The 17,409-nt window shown below is 69.3% G+C and carries 17 protein-coding genes; 8 read left to right on the top strand and 9 right to left on the bottom strand.

Annotation, left to right across the window (positions count from 1 at the left end; all coding sequences use genetic code 11):
• Nucleotides 1–154: 154 nt before the first annotated feature.
• Entirely contained in the window at nt 155–1,225 is a 1,071-nt protein-coding gene (locus DFS13_RS28340; protein WP_034200779.1) for a porin, read from the top strand.
• 58 nt (nt 1,226–1,283) lie between these two features.
• Here DFS13_RS28340 and DFS13_RS28335 read toward each other — a convergent pair whose 3' ends face one another.
• A complete protein-coding gene (locus tag DFS13_RS28335) occupies nt 1,284–2,240 on the bottom strand; it encodes a LysR family transcriptional regulator (protein ID WP_111442389.1) in 957 nt (318 codons plus the stop codon).
• 190 nt (nt 2,241–2,430) lie between these two features.
• Here DFS13_RS28335 and DFS13_RS28330 point away from each other — a divergent pair, with 190 nt between their 5' ends.
• From DFS13_RS28330 to DFS13_RS28320, 3 genes are read left to right on the top strand one after another with little or no spacing between them, the layout of a single operon-like run.
• Complete coding sequence (locus tag DFS13_RS28330; RefSeq protein WP_111442388.1) at nt 2,431–3,741, top strand: MFS transporter; 1,311 nt, start codon at nt 2,431–2,433, stop codon at nt 3,739–3,741.
• A 31-nt stretch (nt 3,742–3,772) separates the two neighbouring features.
• Nucleotides 3,773–5,044: a Zn-dependent hydrolase gene (locus DFS13_RS28325; RefSeq protein ID WP_043205807.1), complete on the top strand. Its 1,272-nt coding sequence runs from the start codon at nt 3,773–3,775 to the stop codon at nt 5,042–5,044.
• Nucleotides 5,045–5,067: 23 nt separating this feature from the next.
• Nucleotides 5,068–6,090, top strand: coding sequence for a histone deacetylase family protein (locus tag DFS13_RS28320; protein ID WP_006481821.1), 1,023 nt, complete (start codon nt 5,068–5,070; stop codon nt 6,088–6,090).
• Nucleotides 6,091–6,196: 106 nt separating this feature from the next.
• Here the strand turns inward: DFS13_RS28320 and DFS13_RS28315 are convergent, their stop codons facing one another.
• Both DFS13_RS28315 and DFS13_RS28310 read right to left on the bottom strand, forming a co-directional pair.
• Nucleotides 6,197–7,402 carry an MFS transporter gene (locus tag DFS13_RS28315; protein WP_006497639.1) on the bottom strand — a complete coding sequence of 402 codons (1,206 nt, stop codon included), beginning with the start codon at nt 7,400–7,402 and terminating at the stop codon, nt 6,197–6,199.
• A 753-nt stretch (nt 7,403–8,155) separates the two neighbouring features.
• Complete coding sequence (locus DFS13_RS28310) at nt 8,156–9,067, bottom strand: LysR family transcriptional regulator (RefSeq protein ID WP_006481804.1); 912 nt, start codon at nt 9,065–9,067, stop codon at nt 8,156–8,158.
• Nucleotides 9,068–9,227: 160 nt separating this feature from the next.
• Between DFS13_RS28310 and DFS13_RS28305 the strand changes: the two genes are divergently transcribed.
• Entirely contained in the window at nt 9,228–10,148 is a 921-nt protein-coding gene (locus tag DFS13_RS28305; protein ID WP_048989200.1) for a pyridoxal-phosphate dependent enzyme, read from the top strand.
• Between the two features lie 249 nt (nt 10,149–10,397).
• Here the strand turns inward: DFS13_RS28305 and DFS13_RS28300 are convergent, their stop codons facing one another.
• Together DFS13_RS28300 and DFS13_RS28295 are read right to left on the bottom strand one after the other, a co-directional pair.
• Nucleotides 10,398–11,594: a DUF2242 domain-containing protein gene (locus tag DFS13_RS28300; protein WP_048989199.1), complete on the bottom strand. Its 1,197-nt coding sequence runs from the start codon at nt 11,592–11,594 to the stop codon at nt 10,398–10,400.
• 117 nt (nt 11,595–11,711) lie between these two features.
• On the bottom strand, nt 11,712–12,605 hold the full coding sequence (locus tag DFS13_RS28295; RefSeq protein WP_006497636.1) for a LysR family transcriptional regulator: 894 nt from the start codon (nt 12,603–12,605) through the stop codon (nt 11,712–11,714).
• Nucleotides 12,606–12,714: 109 nt separating this feature from the next.
• Between DFS13_RS28295 and DFS13_RS28290 the strand changes: the two genes are divergently transcribed.
• Both DFS13_RS28290 and DFS13_RS28285 read left to right on the top strand, forming a co-directional pair.
• Nucleotides 12,715–13,470 carry a TerC family protein gene (locus tag DFS13_RS28290; protein ID WP_006485308.1) on the top strand — a complete coding sequence of 252 codons (756 nt, stop codon included), beginning with the start codon at nt 12,715–12,717 and terminating at the stop codon, nt 13,468–13,470.
• 90 nt (nt 13,471–13,560) lie between these two features.
• Entirely contained in the window at nt 13,561–13,863 is a 303-nt protein-coding gene (locus tag DFS13_RS28285) for a zf-TFIIB domain-containing protein (RefSeq protein WP_006485320.1), read from the top strand.
• A 110-nt stretch (nt 13,864–13,973) separates the two neighbouring features.
• Here the strand turns inward: DFS13_RS28285 and DFS13_RS28280 are convergent, their stop codons facing one another.
• Both DFS13_RS28280 and DFS13_RS28275 read right to left on the bottom strand, forming a co-directional pair.
• Nucleotides 13,974–14,384 carry an Hsp20/alpha crystallin family protein gene (locus tag DFS13_RS28280; RefSeq protein WP_006485316.1) on the bottom strand — a complete coding sequence of 137 codons (411 nt, stop codon included), beginning with the start codon at nt 14,382–14,384 and terminating at the stop codon, nt 13,974–13,976.
• A gap of 16 nt (nt 14,385–14,400) precedes the next feature.
• Nucleotides 14,401–14,838 (bottom strand): Hsp20/alpha crystallin family protein, encoded by a 438-nt coding sequence (locus DFS13_RS28275; protein WP_006485305.1) that lies wholly within the window; start codon nt 14,836–14,838, stop codon nt 14,401–14,403.
• Nucleotides 14,839–15,084: 246 nt separating this feature from the next.
• On the opposite strand from DFS13_RS28275, the gene DFS13_RS28270 reads away from it, so the two are divergent.
• Nucleotides 15,085–16,002, top strand: a complete 918-nt coding sequence (locus DFS13_RS28270) for a 3-hydroxyacyl-CoA dehydrogenase NAD-binding domain-containing protein (protein ID WP_006497634.1) — start codon at nt 15,085–15,087, stop codon at nt 16,000–16,002.
• Between the two features lie 13 nt (nt 16,003–16,015).
• On the opposite strand, the gene DFS13_RS28265 is transcribed toward DFS13_RS28270, so the two are convergent.
• Nucleotides 16,016–16,297, bottom strand: coding sequence for a DUF4148 domain-containing protein (locus tag DFS13_RS28265; protein ID WP_006485314.1), 282 nt, complete (start codon nt 16,295–16,297; stop codon nt 16,016–16,018).
• Nucleotides 16,298–16,458: 161 nt separating this feature from the next.
• Nucleotides 16,459–17,307 (bottom strand): LysR substrate-binding domain-containing protein, encoded by an 849-nt coding sequence (locus DFS13_RS28260; RefSeq protein ID WP_006497633.1) that lies wholly within the window; start codon nt 17,305–17,307, stop codon nt 16,459–16,461.
• Nucleotides 17,308–17,409 lie beyond the last annotated feature (102 nt).

Genomic DNA, 17,409 nt, shown 5'->3' with positions numbered 1-17,409 from the left:
CACGTCTCGCGCATCGGGCCGGCAAGCCGCCGGCCTGAGCGCCGAGCCGGGCGCGGCCTGCGTCGGCTCCGTCAACACGATTCCGTATCCCGCGATACCGGAGCGGCCTGCACGCCGCGTCCGGCATCGTTTCAATCTCGATCTATTGAATAGTATGACTAAGAAAAACGAAGCGCACGGCAGCGGTTGCCGCGCGCGGCCGGCGCACGCCGGTCTTCGCTTCACGGTGGCGGTCGCCTGCCTCGCCGGTTCGGGCGCTGCGCTCGCGCAGGATGGCGTCACGCTGTATGGCGTGATCGACGAATTCGCGCAGGTCGTGAATACGGGCAACGGCTATACGGCGGCGATCGACTCGGGCGGGCAGTGGGGCAGCCGGTTCGGCTTGAAGGGCGGCGAGGATATCGGCGGCGGGCAGAAGATCGAGTTCGCGCTGGAAAACGGCTTCAACCCGAACGACGGCTCGCTCGCGAGTGCCGGCACGATGTTCAACCGGCAGGCGTGGGTCGGCATCGCGGGGCAGTGGGGTAAGGTGCGCGCGGGCCGGCAGAACTCGCCGCTGTTCAACGACCAGGGCGGGCAGGATGCGTTCGGCGGCGTCACGCAGGCGTCCGGCATGGACAACCTGACCGTGTTCGCCTTCCGCACGAGCAATACGCTGTCGTACCAGAGCCCGGAGATCGCCGGTTTCCAGGGCGGGCTGTACGTCGGGTTCGGCGAGGCGGGCGGCGTGCGCTCGGCCGGCTCCAGCCGGCAGTTCGACCTGACCTACGAACACGGCCCGTTCGGCGCATTCGTCGCGGGGCAGTGGTTGAAGAACGCCGCGGCCACCACGACCGATCGCACGATCATGGCCGGCGCGTCGTACGCGATCGGCAAGGCCACCGTGTATGGCGGTTTTTCCGCGGTGAAGTGGGCCGACCTCGGGATCGATTCGCGCGTATACGGAGTGTCGGTCAAGTATCAGTTCAATCCTGCCAACATCATCGCGCTCGGTTATGCGTACCTGCACGACCAGTCGTCGCAAGGCAATCATGCGGACCAGCTCGGGCTGATGTACGAATACGACCTGTCGAAGCGCACGAGCTTCTACGGCGCGCTGTCGTACCTGCGCAACCGCAACCAGGCCGGCTACACGCTCGCCGGTGCGGCGAACCCCGGCCTGCCGCTCGCGTACCCGGGCGCGAATGCGCGCGGCGTGCAACTCGGCATCGTGCATCGCTTCTGACGCACGCAACGCGCCGGGCCGCGTGTGCCCGGCGCGTGCACCGGGCGCGCCCGCGCCGTCATTTGCCGAGCCGCTCCGCGAGCGAGTAGCGCTGCATGCAGCGCTCCATCGCGTCGAGAAACGCGTGCTCGGCCGCATTCATCTTGCGGTCGCGATGCCACAGCAGGAACACGTCGACGTCGACGAGCCCGTCGTCGGGCGGCAGCCGCCACAGCCGTTGCTGCGCGATGTCGTCGCGCACGATGTGCTCGGGCAGGCAGCCGATCCCGTAGCCCGCGAAGATCAGCCGCCGCACTTCCTCCAGGCTCGGCGACGACGCGACGATGCGCCCCGTGAAACCCTTCTGGTCGCGGAACACGGTGAGTGGCGACAGGCTGTCGCCGATCTGGTCGCTCGTGAACGACACGAAATTCTCCGCGAGCAGGTCGTCCATCCGTAACTGCGTCTGCCCGAACAACCGGTGATGGCGGCCGCAGTAGATCGCATAGCGCTGGCGCAGGAAGCAGCGCATTTCCAGCTTGTCGTGCGGCGTGCGGCACAGGCCGAGCCCGGCCGTGGCCGTCTTCTGCAGCAGCGACGACAGGATGTCCGACGAACGCATCACCTCGATCTGCAGGTCGATACGCGGATACGCGCGATGGAAATCCGCGAGGAACTCGTCGTAGACGGGCGATTCGATGCGGCTCACCGTCAGCAGCCGGATCGAACCGGTCAGATCGGCCGTGCTGTCGTCGATTTCGGTTTCGAGGCGCGAGATGCCGCCGTAGATGTCGCTCGCGATCCGGTACACGGCCTCGCCCGCCGGCGTCGGCGCGAAGTGCGCGCCGCGCCGCTCGATCAGCCGGCGCTCGAGCGTCTCCTCGAGCCGCCGCAACGCCTGGCTCACGGCCGGCTGCGTGACGTGCAGGCGGGCGGCCGCGCGGCTCACGCTGCGCTCCTGCATGATCACCAGGTAAGTGCGCAGCAGGTTCCAGTCGAGACGGTCGTTCAGGAACGGGACGAGGTCGGGGCGCATCGGGTCTCCGGACGGGCGGCGGGTAGGGCATTAGTTGAATTTATACGGCGAATAATAACTTGAAATTTGACTAATGATTTGCGGTCACCGATAAAGGAGGGGCGCCGCAGCGTGCGGCGCGAGGCCGCGACAGACGGCCGTCATCACGATATTGCGCGCCGCCCCGCCGCGGCGCGCGTCAGGAGCCCGCATGACCCAGTCCCTTCCTTCCGCCCGCCAGCCGGGACGCGCCGCGACGGCCGCGTTCATCGGCACGATGATCGAGTGGTACGACTTCTACATCTACGCGACCGCCGCCGCGCTCGTGTTCGGCGAACTGTATTTCCCGTCGCATGACCGCTTCGTCAGCACGATGGCGTCGTTCGCGACGTTCGCGGTCGGTTTCTTCGCGCGTCCGCTCGGCGGCGTGATCTTCGGCCATCTCGGCGACCGCATCGGCCGCAAGAAGGCGCTGATGACGACGCTGATGATGATGGGCGTCGCGACCGTGTGCGTCGGGCTGCTGCCCGATTATTCGAAGGTCGGCATCCTCGCGCCGGTGTTGCTCGTCGCGCTGCGCGTCGTGCAGGGGATCGCGGTCGGCGGCGAATGGGGCGGCGCGGTGCTGATGGCGGGCGAGCATGCGCCGCAGGGGCGCCGCACGTTTTTCGCGTCGTTCGCGCAGCTCGGCAGTCCGGCCGGGTTGATCCTGTCGTTGATCGCGTTCCGCGCGGTCACGTCGATGGACAAGGCCGATTTCCTCGCATGGGGCTGGCGCCTGCCGTTTCTCGCGAGTTCGGTGCTGCTCGTGGTCGGCATCCTGATCCGGCTCGGCGTGAACGAGTCGCCGGAATTCGCGCGGGTGAAGGAAGCCAACCGCACGGTGAAGCTGCCGGTCGCGGAAGTGTTCCGTTCCGCGTCGGGGCTCGTGCTGCTCTGCATCGGCGCGAACACGATCGGCATCGCGGGCGTCTATTTCACGAACACGTTCATGATCGCGTACACGACGCAGTACGTCGGCGTCTCGCGTTCGCTGATCCTCGACAGCCTGTTCGCGGTCGCGATCATCCAGTTCTTCGCGCAGCCGCTCGCGGCCTGGATCGCCGAGCGTATCGGCGGCGCGCGCTTCCTCAAGCTCGCGGCGCTGCTCGCGATGCTGTCGCCGTATCCGATGTTCATGCTCGTGCAGGGCGGCACGTCCTCGTCGCTGATCGCCGGCATCGCGCTCGCCGTGGTGTGCATGGCGGGCTTCTATTCGGTGATCGCGGGCTTCGTCAGCGACGTGTTTCCCGCGCACGTGCGTTATTCGGCGATCTCGCTCGCCTATCAGATCTGCGGCGCGATCGCGGGTGGCCTGACGCCGCTCGTCGGCACGTGGCTCGCGCATCGCTTCGCGGGCCAGTGGTGGCCGCTCGCGGTGTTCTACACGTGTCTCGCCGGCATTTCGCTGCTCTGCATCGTCGCGCTCGATGCGCGCCGCGCCGCGCAGCCGGCTGCCGCCGAAGCGCTCGGCTCGCATTGACCCTCAACGAACGAATTGATCCGGAATGCATATGAACGATCTGCTGGAAATCGACGGCGCCCGCCTGTGGCAGAGCCTGGCCGACATGGCGCGCGTCGGCGCGACGCCGCGCGGCGGCGTGCGGCGTCTCGCCCTCACCGATGACGACCGGCGCGGGCGCGACCTGTTCGCGCAATGGTGCCGCGACGCGGGGATGACGGTGAGCGTCGACACGGTCGGCAACCTGTTCGCCCGGCGTGACGGCGCCGATGCGCACGCCGCGCCGGTGCTGATCGGCAGCCACCTCGACACGCAGCCCGAAGGCGGCCGCTTCGACGGCGTCTATGGCGTGCTCGCCGCACTCGAACTCGTGCGCACGCTGAACGACGCCGGCATCGCGACCGACAAGCCGCTCGAGATCGTGTCGTGGACCAACGAGGAAGGGGCGCGCTTCGCGCCCGCGATGCTCGGTTCGGCGGTGTTCACGGGCGCGTTGCCGCTCGACGACGCGCTCGCGAAGCAGGACGCCGACGGCGTCACGCTCGGCGCGGCGCTCGACGCGTGCGGCTATCGCGGCACGCGTGCGACGGGCGGTGCGGTCGACGCGTATTTCGAGGCGCATATCGAACAGGGCCCCGTGCTCGAGGCGAACGGCACGACGATCGGCATCGTCACGGGCGGCCAGGCGATCCGCTGGCTCGACGTGACGGTGACGGGCGTGGCCGCGCACGCGGGCACGACGCCGATGCCGTATCGCAAGGACGCGTATTTCGCGAGCGCGCAGATCGCGCTCGAACTCGAACGGATCGTCGCCGCTTATGCGCCGCGCGGGCTCGCGACGATCGGCCAGGTCGGCATCCGCAATGCGTCGCGCAACACGATTGCCGGCGACCTGACGTTCACGGTCGACCTGCGTCATCACGACGATGCGGAAGTCGATGCGATGGAGCGCGACCTGCGCGACGCCTGCGCACGCGTCGCCGCCGCGCGCGGCGTGCAGGTGGCGGTCGAAACCTGCTGGCGCAGCCCGGCGACGCCGTTCGACCGCGCTTGCGTCGGGCTGGTCGCGCAGGCGGCGGCCGCATTCGGCTACACGCACGAACGGATCGTGAGCGGCGCCGGCCACGACGCGATCCTGCTCGCACGCCGCTTCCCGACCGCGATGGTGTTCATTCCGTGCGTCGACGGCCTGTCGCACAACGAAGCCGAGGATGCGTTGCCCGACGACGTGACGCGCGGCACGAACGTGCTGCTCCATGCGGTGCTGGCGCGGGCCGGCATCGCGGCGCGCGTCGACGCGGCGGCTGCCGCGCACGGCGCCTGATCCGGCGAATCGACGAGGACCCCATGAAAACCTATTTCCATCCCGAACAACTGCTGCACCATCCGCGCAGCTACCTGTCGCGCGGCCAGATGCGCGAACCGCAGGAAGTGCCCGAGCGCGCGGCGCGGCTCGTCGCGGCCGTCCGGTCGCTCGACTTCGACGTGCGCGAGCCGGCCGACCGCGGCACCGCGCCGATCGCGGCCGTGCACGACATGAACTACCTGCGCTTTCTCGAGGACGCGCACCGCGACTGGAAGCAGATGCCCGACGACTGGGGCGACGAAGTGATGTCGAACGTGTTCGTGCGCGATCCGAACCCGCTGCGCGGCGTGCTCGCGAAAGCCGCGCGTTATCTCGCCGACGGCAGTTGCCCGGTGGGCGCGAACACGTGGCGCGCGGCGTACTGGTCCGCGCAGGGCGCGCTGGCGGCCGCGGCCGACGTCAACGACGGCGCCCGCGAAGCCTATGCGCTGTGCCGGCCGCCCGGCCATCATGCGCGCCGCGACGCGGCGGGCGGCTTCTGCTACCTGAACAACGCGGCGATTGCCGCGCAGGCGCTGCTCGGCCGCCATCGCCGCGTCGCGATCCTCGATACCGACATGCATCACGGGCAGGGCGTGCAGGAGATTTTCTACGGCCGCGACGATGTGCTGTACGTGTCGATCCACGGCGACCCGACCAACTTCTACCCGGTCGTCGCCGGTTACGAGGAAGAGACGGGGGCGGGCGCCGGCGACGGCTTCAACCTCAACCTGCCGATGCCGCACGGCGCGCCCGAGTCGGCGTTCTTCGAGCGGCTCGACGACGCGCTGCGCGCGCTCGACCGGTTCCAGCCCGATGCGCTCGTGCTCGCGCTCGGCTTCGACATCTACAAGGACGACCCGCAGTCGCAGGTAGCGGTCACGACCGACGGGTTCGGACGGCTCGGCGGTGCGATCGGCGCGCTCGGGTTGCCGACGGTGATCGTGCAGGAGGGCGGTTATCACCTCGCGAGTCTCGACGCGAACGCGCGCGCGTTTTTCGGCGGGTTTGCCGCGGGGCGCTGACTGAACCGTCGGAACCGGATTGCACGCTGAAAATGACAACGGCCGCATTGCGCGGCCGTAAAAATGCATGCGGAACGAGCCTGGGCAGTCCGGGCGTTGCGTGCCCTTATGAATTCGCGGCGGCCGGCGAGCGGCGGCGCTGCGTGACCTGCAGCATCACGAGTGCGAGCCCGGCGGCGGCGATCAGCGCGCCGACGAGCGGCACCGCCGCGTAGCCGAACCCGGCCGAGATCGCCGCCCCGCCGGCGGCGGCGCCGACCGCGTTGCCGAGGTTGAACGCGCCGATGTTGACGGCCGACGCGAGGCCCGGCGCTTCGTGGGCCGCACGCATCACGCGCATCTGCAGCGGCGGCACGACCGCGAACGTCGCGATCCCCCAGACCAGCAGCGTGACGCCGGCGCCCGCATGGGTGGTGGCGAGCAGCGGGAACGCGGCCATCGTCGCGATCAGCAGCAACAGGAAGCCGATCAGCGTGCCGTCGAGCGAGCGGTCGGCCAGACGGCCGCCCGCGATGTTGCCGATCGAGAAGCCGACGCCGATCAGCACCAGCATCGCGGTCACGAAGCCGGGCGTCGCGCCCGTCAAGTGTTCGAGCGTCGGTGCGACGTACGTATAGAGCGTGAACATCGCGCCGGCGCCGAGCACCGTCGTCCCGAGCGCGCCGAGCACGACCGGGCGCGTCAGCACGGACAGCTCGGCACGCAGGTCGGGCATCTTGCCGGCTTCACCCTTCGGCAGCGCGGCGAACAGGCCGGCGATCGCGATCAGGCCAAGGCCGGCAGTCGCCGCGAACGACATGCGCCAGCCGATGATCTGGCCGAGCCAGGTCGCGGCCGGCACGCCGCCGACGTTCGCGATCGTCAGGCCCATGAACATCGTCGCGACCGCGCTGGCCTGCTTTTCGCGCGGCACGAGGCTTGCCGCGACCACCGAGCCGAGCCCGAAGAACGCGCCGTGGTTGAGGCTCGTCACGAGGCGGGCGAGCAGCAGCGTCGTGTAGTCCGGTGCGACGGCCGACAGCAGGTTGCCGATCGTGAAGATCGACATCAGCGCGATCAGCGCGGAGCGGCGCGACCAGCGCGCGAGCAGCAGCGTCATCAGCGGCGCGCCGACCATCACGCCGATCGCATACGCGCTGATCAGCATGCCGGCTTGCGGAATCGATACGTGCACGCCGTCGGCGATCACGGGCAGCAGGCCCATCGGCGAGAACTCGGTCGTGCCGATGCCGAACGCGCCGGCGGCGAGCGCCAGCAGCGGCAGCGTGGCGCTGCCGCCGGGGCGGGACGGAGAGGAAGTCGTGGTGTTCACGCAGTGGGCTCCTTGTAAGCGGGGAACAACGGCACGAAGCCATTGAGGACAGCGCGAAGTGTGCCTGCATTACTTTTGCGGAAAAAGCCGCATCCGGACGAAATTATCTTGATTTCATGTCAACAATGCAGCGGCGGCGCGATGCGCGTGGCGTGACGCGTGAGCGGGGCTTCGGCGGGACAGGCGAACGGCGGGGATTTTTCGAAAGATCTTCGTCAAGCATGAGACCGCGATTTCCGGACAGGCAGCGGTGGCTCGGGCGCTTCGTCGTCGCCGGGCGAGTTGGCCTGCGCGACGCTCGGGAAGGCGTCCGGCGGCTGGGGCGGCGACATGCGGCTGCGTGGTCGGCACGCATGGCTTCGAGATAGAGGATGGCGTGCAGCCCGCGTCGCGAAATGGCCGGAAACGCTTCGCTACAACGCGCATCGACAAAAAAGCCCCGACCACAGGGGGACCATGGCCGGGGCGGAAACGCATCCTCTCTTTGGCACGAGGGTTGGATGCGCGCGCAGTATATTTCGGGCCATGACGATTCGAACCGGTGTTAAACGGCCGTTTTTGGTGTCAATTTGAAGATTGCGATGTCGTCGCGTCGGCTGTCGGTGTTCTGAAAGATTCTTCGATGACACGGCGGTGTCATTCCGTGTGCAAAAGCATCGAAACCGACGAGATCGCGGAGCGGATTTTCCGTACGTCGCGTTTGGCGGCGCCAGTCGCATCGACCGATTCTGCGCCGCTGCGTCCGGCCCGCGTTCAGCCCGGTTCGCCGGCCGCATCGCGGACCGCCGCGAGAAACCGCGCGACGACGGGCGACGGCGCCGCCGCCGCGCCGTCGAACACGAACTCGATGTCGAAGCGGCTCGCAAGCTCGTCGAGCGCGACGAGCCGGACCGTGCGCGGGCAGGTCGGCGACGCGCTTTCCGGCACGAACGCGCAGCCCATGCCGGCCGCGACGAGGCCGATCAGCGTCGGGATGTCGCTGCCGACCTGCGCGATGCGCGGCGTGAAACCGGCCTGCTGGCACTGCGTCATCAGGAACCGGTGGTGCGCGGCGGAGCGCTGCGCATCGAACCACACGAACGGGGCGTCGGCGACATCGGCCAGCGTGCGCGGCGCGACGAAGCGGCCGCCCGGCGGCGCGGGCATCGCGAGCACGAAGCGGTCGCTCAGCAGCCGCACACCCGTCAGGTGCGGCGCTTCCTCGCGACGCCACGCCATGATCCCGGCGTCGAGCTGACCGCGCATCAGCGCGCTCGCCTGTTCGGCCGACAGCATCGGCGCGATCGACAGTTTCACGTCCGGGCACGCATCGCGAAACGTCTTGAGGACGTTCGCGACGATCGGCAACGGCAGGCAGTTCGGCAGCGCGCCGAGCCGCAGTTCGCCGAGCTGGCCGGCCGCGCTGCGCAACGCGCGTTCGCGGCTGTCCTGCAGCATGGCGAGCAGGCCGGTCGCATCCTGCAGGAAGCTCGTGCCGGCAGCCGTGAGCGTGACGCCGGTCGCGCGACGGATCAGCAGCGGCGTGCCGATCGCATCCTCGAGCTCGCGGATCTGCCGCGACAGCGCGGGCTGCACGATGCCGGCCGCGCGGGCGCCGGCCATCACGCTGCCGGCCTGGGCGACGGCGACGAAGTAGCGCAGGTGACGCAGTTCGATCTGGCGCATGTGGTGTCGATGCGGTCGGGTAGATATGCCTGTGAAGCATAGCAGACACCATTCGATGGTATTGGAAAGCATGACCGGCCTGCCGTACGATGACCTTCGTTGCTCCCGCGCTTCGTCGCGCGCCGCATGCGTTTCCTTCTTTCCCACTGCGTTCCGTCCCATGCCGCTTCATATCCCGACCCCCTATATCCGTTCGCACATCGCGTCCCGCCGGCTCGGCAAAACCATCCGGCTGAAGCTCGATGCGTTGCAGCCGTCGGGCTCGTTCAAGCTGCGCGGCATCGGCGCCGTCTGCGAGGCGCGTCATGCAGACGGCGCCCGGCGGTTCGTGTCGTCGTCGGGCGGGAACGCGGGCATCGCGGTCGCGTATTGCGGCCGCGAGCTCGGCGTGCCGGTGCGCGTCGTCGTACCGGAAAGCGCGTCGGCCCGGGCGCGCGAACTGATCCGCGTCGAAGGCGCGGAACTCGTCGTGCACGGGGCAAGCTGGGCCGAGGCGAATGCGTTCGCGCAGTCGACGCTCGACGAGCACGACGCGTTCGTGCATCCGTTCGACGACCGCGTGCTGTGGCAGGGGCACGCGACGATGATCGACGAGATGGCGGCCGTCGGCCCGAAGCCCGACGCGATCGTGCTCGCGGTCGGCGGCGGCGGTCTGCTGTGCGGCGTGCTGGAAGGGCTGGTGCGCAACGGCTGGCACGACGTGCCCGTCGTCGCGGCTGAAACGGCAGGCGCCGACTGCTATGCGCGCTCGGTCGCGCAGGGGCGTCCAGTCGAATTGCCGGCCATCGCGAGCATCGCGACGTCGTTGGGCGCGAAGCGGCCGTGCGACGCGGCGGTCGAATGGGCGACGCGTCACGCGATCCATCCGGTCGTCGTGTCCGATGCCGACGCGGTGGCCGCGTCGCTGCGGTTTGTCGATGAACACCGGATCGTCGTCGAGCCCGCGTGCGGCGCGGCGTTGGCCGCGCTGGAGCGGCCGGTGCCGGTGCTTGCGTCGGCGTCCGACCTCGCCGTGATCGTCTGCGGCGGCGTGACCGCGACCGTCGAGCATCTGCAGACGCTGCGCGCGACGTTGCGGTAGGTGAGGGCGCCGGCAAGCAATGCAGTCGCGAGACGGCGGGTCGCCCGAGATTTCGCGTTTGGTGGCTGCGGGTTTGGGCGCGCGTGGTCAACCGCGACGCGTCGACGTTGCGTGCCCGTCAATCTCGCGCGGCCACGTGTCGGCCCGCGCACGGCTGGATAGGCGGGAACGGCTTCCGGGAAGGATGCGGCGGGGACGTACCGGCGCGCTCCGCCGCCTATGGGCAGGCGCGACGGTTGGGGCGCGTAGTCAGTTCGCGGCGGGTGCGCTCGCGCCGGACGGTGTGGACGATGCGACCGGGTTGGCGGCAGCCGGCGCAGGCGATGCGCTCGATGGTGCCGGCGCCGGTGCGGACGCGGAGGCGGGTGCCGATGCCGCCGACGAAGGCGCGGACGCAGTGGATGACGGAGTGGCGGTGGCTGGCCGTGCGGCCGGACCCGCGGCAGACGCGGGCGCGGAAACCGGCGCGGCCGTCGAGCCGGAGGTCGACGAGGGTGCCGGCGCGGTTGCCGGACCCGAAGGCGGCACGGGCGCCGAAGCCGGTGCCGCAGCCGACGCGGGAGCCGGAGCCGGAGCCGATACAGGTGCCGAGCCCGTAGCCGAAGCCGGCGCAGGTGCGGAAGCCGCCGCAGGCGCCACACCCGAGGCCGGCACCGGCCCGGACGCCGCCGGCGCGGCAGCGCGCATCGCCGCCGGCACCGCGACGGCCGATGCCGCGGCCGGCACGGCATTCGCGCCCGACCCGGGCGTGACACCCGGCACCGAAAGCGGCACCGGCGCCGCGGGCGGCGTCGGCACGACCGGCGTCGTCATTTTCATCGGTTCGCCTTGCGGCGTCGGCGCGGGTTCGGGCAGCGGCGCGACGGGCTCCTTCTCGGCGGCCTTCACGGTCGCGCGGTCGCGCCGCGCCGGGTCGATCTTCAGGAAATGCTCGACGAGATTGAAGAACCGCTCGTAGAACACGCCGGCGGGAATCGTCTCGCTGGCGGTCTTGACGAGCGCATCGTCGCTCGAGCCGATCGGCAGCGACAGCGAGCCGAACACGCTGAGGCCGACGCTGGCCGACGTATTCGACTTCTTCAGCGTGTAGCGGTCCTGCACCGCGTTCACGTACGCGATGCTCGACGAGCCGTCCGCGTTCGCGTCCGCGCACACGACGTGAAACTCGATCACGACGTGCATGTCGTTGCTCGGCTGGAAATTCTTGCTGCCGTCGACCGCGTCGTTGCGCGACGACGACACCACGTAGCCCTGGCTCAGCAGCGCGCGCCGCGCGGCCTCGCAGGCCGCGTCGGATTTCGAGTGGAACGTATGCGCATACGGGCTGCTCGTCGCGTCGAACTGTTCCTGCTGGTAGATCGGCTTGGGCGGCGACGAGCATGCCGCCAGCACGGTCGCGGCCGCGAGCGCGCACGAAACGGAAAACAGGCGAAATCGGTTGTGCATGGCGTCTTTCAGAAGGCTCGGCGAGAGGCGGCGCAAGGGCGGTGCCTGGATGGCGCGCGCGTGCACATCTCGTATGGCCGGGGCGACATTATAGTTTCGTTTGATGTCGCGCTCGCTTCAGCCGGCCGGCGCGCCGCGTGCCGCGGCCAGCAATTGCGCCGTCAGCGGATGGTGTTCGCCGCGCCGGGAGCGGATCGCGTGGATCTCCTCGGTCACGTCGCCCGCGCGCCCGAGCCGCCTGAGCCCGCGCAGCAGCGACGCATCGTTCGCACCGAGTTCGCTCAGCGCAAACACGCCGAGGCCGCGCGCCGCGAACACGGCCATCAGCGCGCTGTCCTCGAACTCGCCGGCCACGCGCGGCACGATCCGCTCGCTTTCCAGCCACCCGTCGAGGCGCGCGCGCAACGCGGAATGCGCGGTCGGCAGCAGCACGGGCAGCTCGGCCAGGCACTGCGGAAAGCGCTGCCGCGCGGCCGGCGTGACGAGTGCCGCGGGCCCGTACCAGTCGACTGGCGACGCCACGAGCCGCTCGCTCGTCACGCGCAGGTTCGACCCGGACGGCGCGCCCTGGCCGGCCAGCACGAGATCCAGATGATGCAGCGCGAGCTCCGCGAGCAGCGCGTCGTGCTCGCCTTCGTGGCACAGCAGCCGCAGCGTCGGCGTATCGAGCACCGGGGCCAGGAGCGCGTGCGCGGCGAGCTTGGAGATGCCGTCCGCGAGGCCGACCGCGAGCCGCACGGTCGGCTGGCTGGCCGCCGCGCGCACGTCGTCGGGAATCAGCCGGCCCATCTCGAAGATGACTTCCGCGCGCGCGAACGCGGCCTGCCCGGCGTCGGTCATCGCCACGCCGCGCCCGGCCGGGCGCAACAACTGGTGCCCGAGCGATTTCTCCAGCTCGCGCACCTGCGCGCTGATCGTCTGCACGGCCATGTCCAGCCGGGCGGCGGCGCGTGCGAAGCCGCCTTCCTTCACGACGACCCAGAAATAGTACAGATGTCGAAAATTCAGCATCGCAGCGGGATATATCGGAAAAACCGAACCTGAAATCAGATTCTCTCTGATTTTTTCGAAGTGTGGGGCGGCATATCATCAGGCTTTCCACTTTCGTATCGGCCCTCCCATGGACTACCTGCTGACGCTTGCCACCGACCCCGCCGTCTGGGCCGCGCTCCTGACGCTCGTCGTGATGGAAGTCGTGCTCGGCATCGACAACCTGATCTTCATCTCGATCCTCAGCAACAAGCTGCCCGAAGCGCAGCGCGCACGCACGCAGCGCCTCGGCATCGGGCTCGCGCTGGTGATGCGCCTGGCGCTGCTGGGCAGCGTCGCGTGGATCGCGAGCCTGACCGAACCCGTGTTCACGCTGTTCGACCATGCGTTCTCGTGGCGCGACATGATCCTGCTGTCGGGCGGCCTGTTCCTCGTGTGGAAGGCGACCACCGAAATCCATCACCACGTGTCGCACGACGGCGACGCCGCGGGCGGGGCGGCCGGCGCGGCCGGCCTGACGGTGTGGGCCGCGATCGGCCAGATCGTGATGCTCGACATCGTGTTCTCGATCGACAGCATCGTGACCGCGATCGGCATGACCGAGCACGTTCCGATCATGTTCGTCGCCGTGATCGTCGCCGTGACCGTGATGCTGTTCGCCGCGCAGCCGCTCGCGCGCTTCATCGACCGCAACCCGACGATCGTGATGCTCGCGCTGTCGTTCCTGGTCGTGATCGGCATGACGCTGATCGCCGAAGGGTTCGGGTCGCACGTGCCGAAGGGCTACATCTATGCGGCGATGGCGTTCTCGGCGTTCGTCGAGGGCATGAACATGCTGGCGCGGCGCGCGAAGGCGAAGCGGGCGGCGCACGCGGCACGCGACTGAGCCGGCGCGCGTGATGCCGGCCGCTGCGGCGGCCGGTTCGCGCGCCTCATACGGAATCCGGATGAAATTCGCACGGAAAGGAGAAGCGCGATGAAATGTCCTGTCTGCAAGACGCCCGACCTGCTGATGGCCGAGCGCCAGTCGATCGAGATCGACTACTGTCCGACCTGCCGCGGCGTGTGGCTCGATCGCGGCGAACTCGACAAGCTGATCGCCCGGGAAACCGGCGACGCGCCGGTACGTCGCGACGCCGCGCCCGCACAACACGATACGCATGCGCAGCGCGGCCGTGACGATGGCTGGGGGCGCGATGGTCGTTCGTACGACGAGCGTGACCGGCATGACGGCCGGCGTCGGAAGAAGTCGGTGTTCGACCTGTTCGATTTCGATTGAAGCGGGCGTCCGCGCGCGTGAACGCGCGCGGCCCGATGCAAGAAAGCCCCGCCGGCAGCGCGCCGGACGGGGCTTTTTCATGCGCGTCGCGTCAGGACACGCATCGGCACTTACGCGTTGCCGGCCGTCACGTCGATGCGACGCGGACGCGTTTGCTCGCGGCGCGGGATCGTCAGCGTCAGCACGCCGTCGCGCAGGTTCGCGTCGATCCGCGACGTGTCGAGGTCGGCGCTCAGCACGAAGGATCGCGCATAGCGCGTCGCGCGCACTTCCGCATGTCGCACGCGCAGGTCGGCCGGTGTGTCGATGTGCGTCGTGGCTTCGATCGTCAGCGTCGTGTCGTGCACCTTCACGTCGAGATTCTCGCGCGGCACGCCCGGCAGGTCGGCGCGCAGCGTGACGCCGCGTTGATCCTCGACGATGTCGACGGACGGGATGATCGCGGGCCGGCGCGCGGCTTCGGCAGCCGCGGGGTGAACGGTGTCGGTTTGGCGTTCGGCCAGGGTCGGGTTCGTGTTCATGTCGATATCCTGAAGATTACTGAATGGTGATCGCGCGCGGCTTCGCCGCTTCGCGCCGGCCGACGCGAATCAGCAGGCAGCCGTTTTCATAGCGGGCGCTGACCTGGTCGGGGTCCGCGTCGCGCGGCAGTTCGACCACACGGCGGAACGCGCCGTGAAAGCGCTCCTGCGCATACGTGCGCACGTCGTCGCCTTCGCGCGGCGCCGGCTTGCGTTCGCCGCTGATCGTCAGCAGATCCTTGTCGATCGACACGTCGAAGTCGGCCGCGGCCATGCCGGGCGCGAACGCGACGATCTCGATCGCGTCGTCGGTGGCGCCGACGTTGAGCGCGGGAAACGCGCCGGGACGCACCGCGCGGATGCCGGACGGGCGTTCGCCGAGCAGGCTCGCCATCTGCCGCTGCACGCGGGCGAATTCGTCGAACAGATCGTGGCCGAAATGGATACCGCTCATGTTGGTCCTCCTGAACAGGGAACGCGGGAGACGTGACGGCGCGACGCCTGCGGCGGGCGCGACGGGTGGCTCCACTGGGTCGATACGGGGGCGGTGCGTGGTAATCGGCACTGCCCGACGACGCTTAATTAGTGGCCGCCGTCGCGCATTTCAAGAGGGCATCCGCAATCGGCGTCGACGCAGGTGAGCGGGATTCGATGCGACAATCGCTGCGGCATATCTGCAGACCAACGACACGGGACAACCATGGACATTCGACGTATCGCGATCGTCGGCGCCGGCGTGATCGGCGCGAGCTGGACCGCTTTCTACCTGACGCAGGGTTTCGACGTCGTCGTGACCGACCCGGCGCCGCAAGCCGACGCGCGGCTGCGCGACGCGCTGGCCGCGTTCCTCGGCGAGCGGGCCGCCGAACTTGCCGCGCGGCTGTCGTTCGACGCCGATCTCCTGCGGGCGCTCGACGGCGTCGACTTCGTGCAGGAGAACGGCCCCGAGCGACTCGACCTGAAGCGTGCGCTCTATCGCCAGATGGACGACGTGCTGCCCGCGCACGTGCCGATCGCGTCGAGCTCGTCGGGCCTGAAGATGTCCGACATCCAGACCGCGTGCGCGAAGCATCCGGAACGCTGCCTGATCGCGCATCCGTTCAATCCCCCGCATCTGATCCCGCTCGTCGAGCTGGTCGGCGGCGATGCGACCGGCCAGGACGTGATCGCGCGCGTGAAGCAGTTCTACGATGCGCTCGGCAAGCAGACCATCGTCCTCAACAAGGAAATGACGGGCCACGTCGCGAACCGGCTCGCGGCCGCGCTGTTCCGCGAGGTGTATCACCTCGTCGGCGAAGGCGTCGTGAGCGTCGCCGATGCGGACAAGGCCGTCGCGTGGGGCCCCGGCCTGCGCTGGGGGCTGATGGGGCAGTGCCTGACCTATCACCTCGGCGGCGGCGCGGGCGGGATCGCGCACTTCCTCGAACACCTGTCGGGGCCGATCACGAGCTGGTGGGACGACCTCGGCGCGCCGTCGTTCGATCCGGACGTCGATCGCAAGCTGAACGACGAGCTGCGCGCGATCCAGGGCGAGCGCTCGATGCAGGAACTGGCGGCGGAGCGTGACCGGTTGCTCGTCGAACTGATCGACGCGCGGCGCCGCAGCTTCCTGCCCTGATCCGGCGCGCCGGCTATTGCTGCGACGTCGATTGCGGAGCGGGCGGCGTCTGCGCGAGCCAGCCGGGGTTCGTGGCCTGCACGAGTTCGCGGTTGCGCGCGCGGGTCGCGGCGTTCGGCGGGTAGTTGCCGTCGTTCGTCGGCAGTTCGCCGTCGAGATAGGCCTGCTTGAGCTGGTCGATGACTTCCGCGCGCGTCAGGCCCGGTGCGGGGGCCGCCGCATCGGTCTGGGCAAAGGCGGGGGACAGCAGCGCGGCTGCAGCGGTCGCGACGGCGAATCGCAGGACGTTCTTCATGGCGGGCTCCGATCAAGGGGACGGGTACCGGTGGCGCGCGGCGCGATACCGTGCGTTCCGATGGGGCCCATTGTCGCGAGCGGGTGCTGCGCGGACGATGACGCGTTCCGGGCAAAGCTGTCAGGTGCGGCGGGCGCACCCGTGCGGTGCGCGCGGCGCCGCTACAACTCGGCCGCCGCGGTGATCAGCGTGGCTTCGAGCGCGAGCGTCGAACGCGACGCGGCCGCCGGGCGGTCGATCACGTATTCGAGTTCGCCGAGTTCCGGCAGCCCCGCCTCGAGCCGTGCGAGCCCGGCCGGGATCACGTAGCCGGCGAACGCGCTGACGCCGAGCCCCGCGCTCGCGGCCGCCCGCAATACCGCGATGCTGCTGCTCACGACGGCGATCCGGTACGGTCGCCCGACGGCCTCGAGCGATTCGAGCACGCGGCGGCGCGACACGCTCGGCTCCGGATGCATCGCGAGCGGCAGCACGGCCTCGTGGCCGGTGATCCGCGAATCGGGGCCGGTGCACCAGTACAGCGGTTCGCTGCGGATCACGCGGCCGCGCCGGCTGCCGGCGATGCGTTTCGCGAACACGAGATCGTGCCGGCCTTCGTCGAGCGCGTCGAACAGGTCGCCCGACAGCCCGGTCGAGATCGCGAGCTCGACGTCCGGGTTGCGCTGCACGAAGCTCGCGAGCGCGGCCGTCAGGTGCGCCGACGCGAAATCCTCCGACATCGCGAGCCGCACCTTGCCCGACAGCGGCGGCCCGCATACCGACGTGACGGCCTCGTCCATCAGTTCGAGGATGCGCACCGCGTAGCGGAACAGCGCGTCGCCGTGCTGCGACAGGTGCACGTTGCGCGTGTCGCGCTCGAACAGCGGCCGGTCGAGCAGCTCCTCGAGGCGGCGGATATGCTGGCTGACGGTCGATTGCGACAGGTTCACGCGCTCGGACGCGGCGGTGAAGCTGCCGGACTGGGCGACGGCGACGAAACTGCGCAGCAGCTCGGGCGGTAACGGACGCATTGCTAAATCCACTGAATCGGTTTCGACAACTTCATAAATGGCCGGATTTTGCGGCGCTAGTATCGGATCACGCGCCAGTGCGGCCTCCGCGAACGAGGGCGC

The organism is Burkholderia sp. 28_3, assembly GCF_003253915.1.
Classification (GTDB): domain Bacteria; phylum Pseudomonadota; class Gammaproteobacteria; order Burkholderiales; family Burkholderiaceae; genus Burkholderia; species Burkholderia cenocepacia.
The sequence above is the reverse complement of the archived record's forward strand: the minus strand, read 5'-3'. Positions and strand labels throughout refer to the sequence as shown.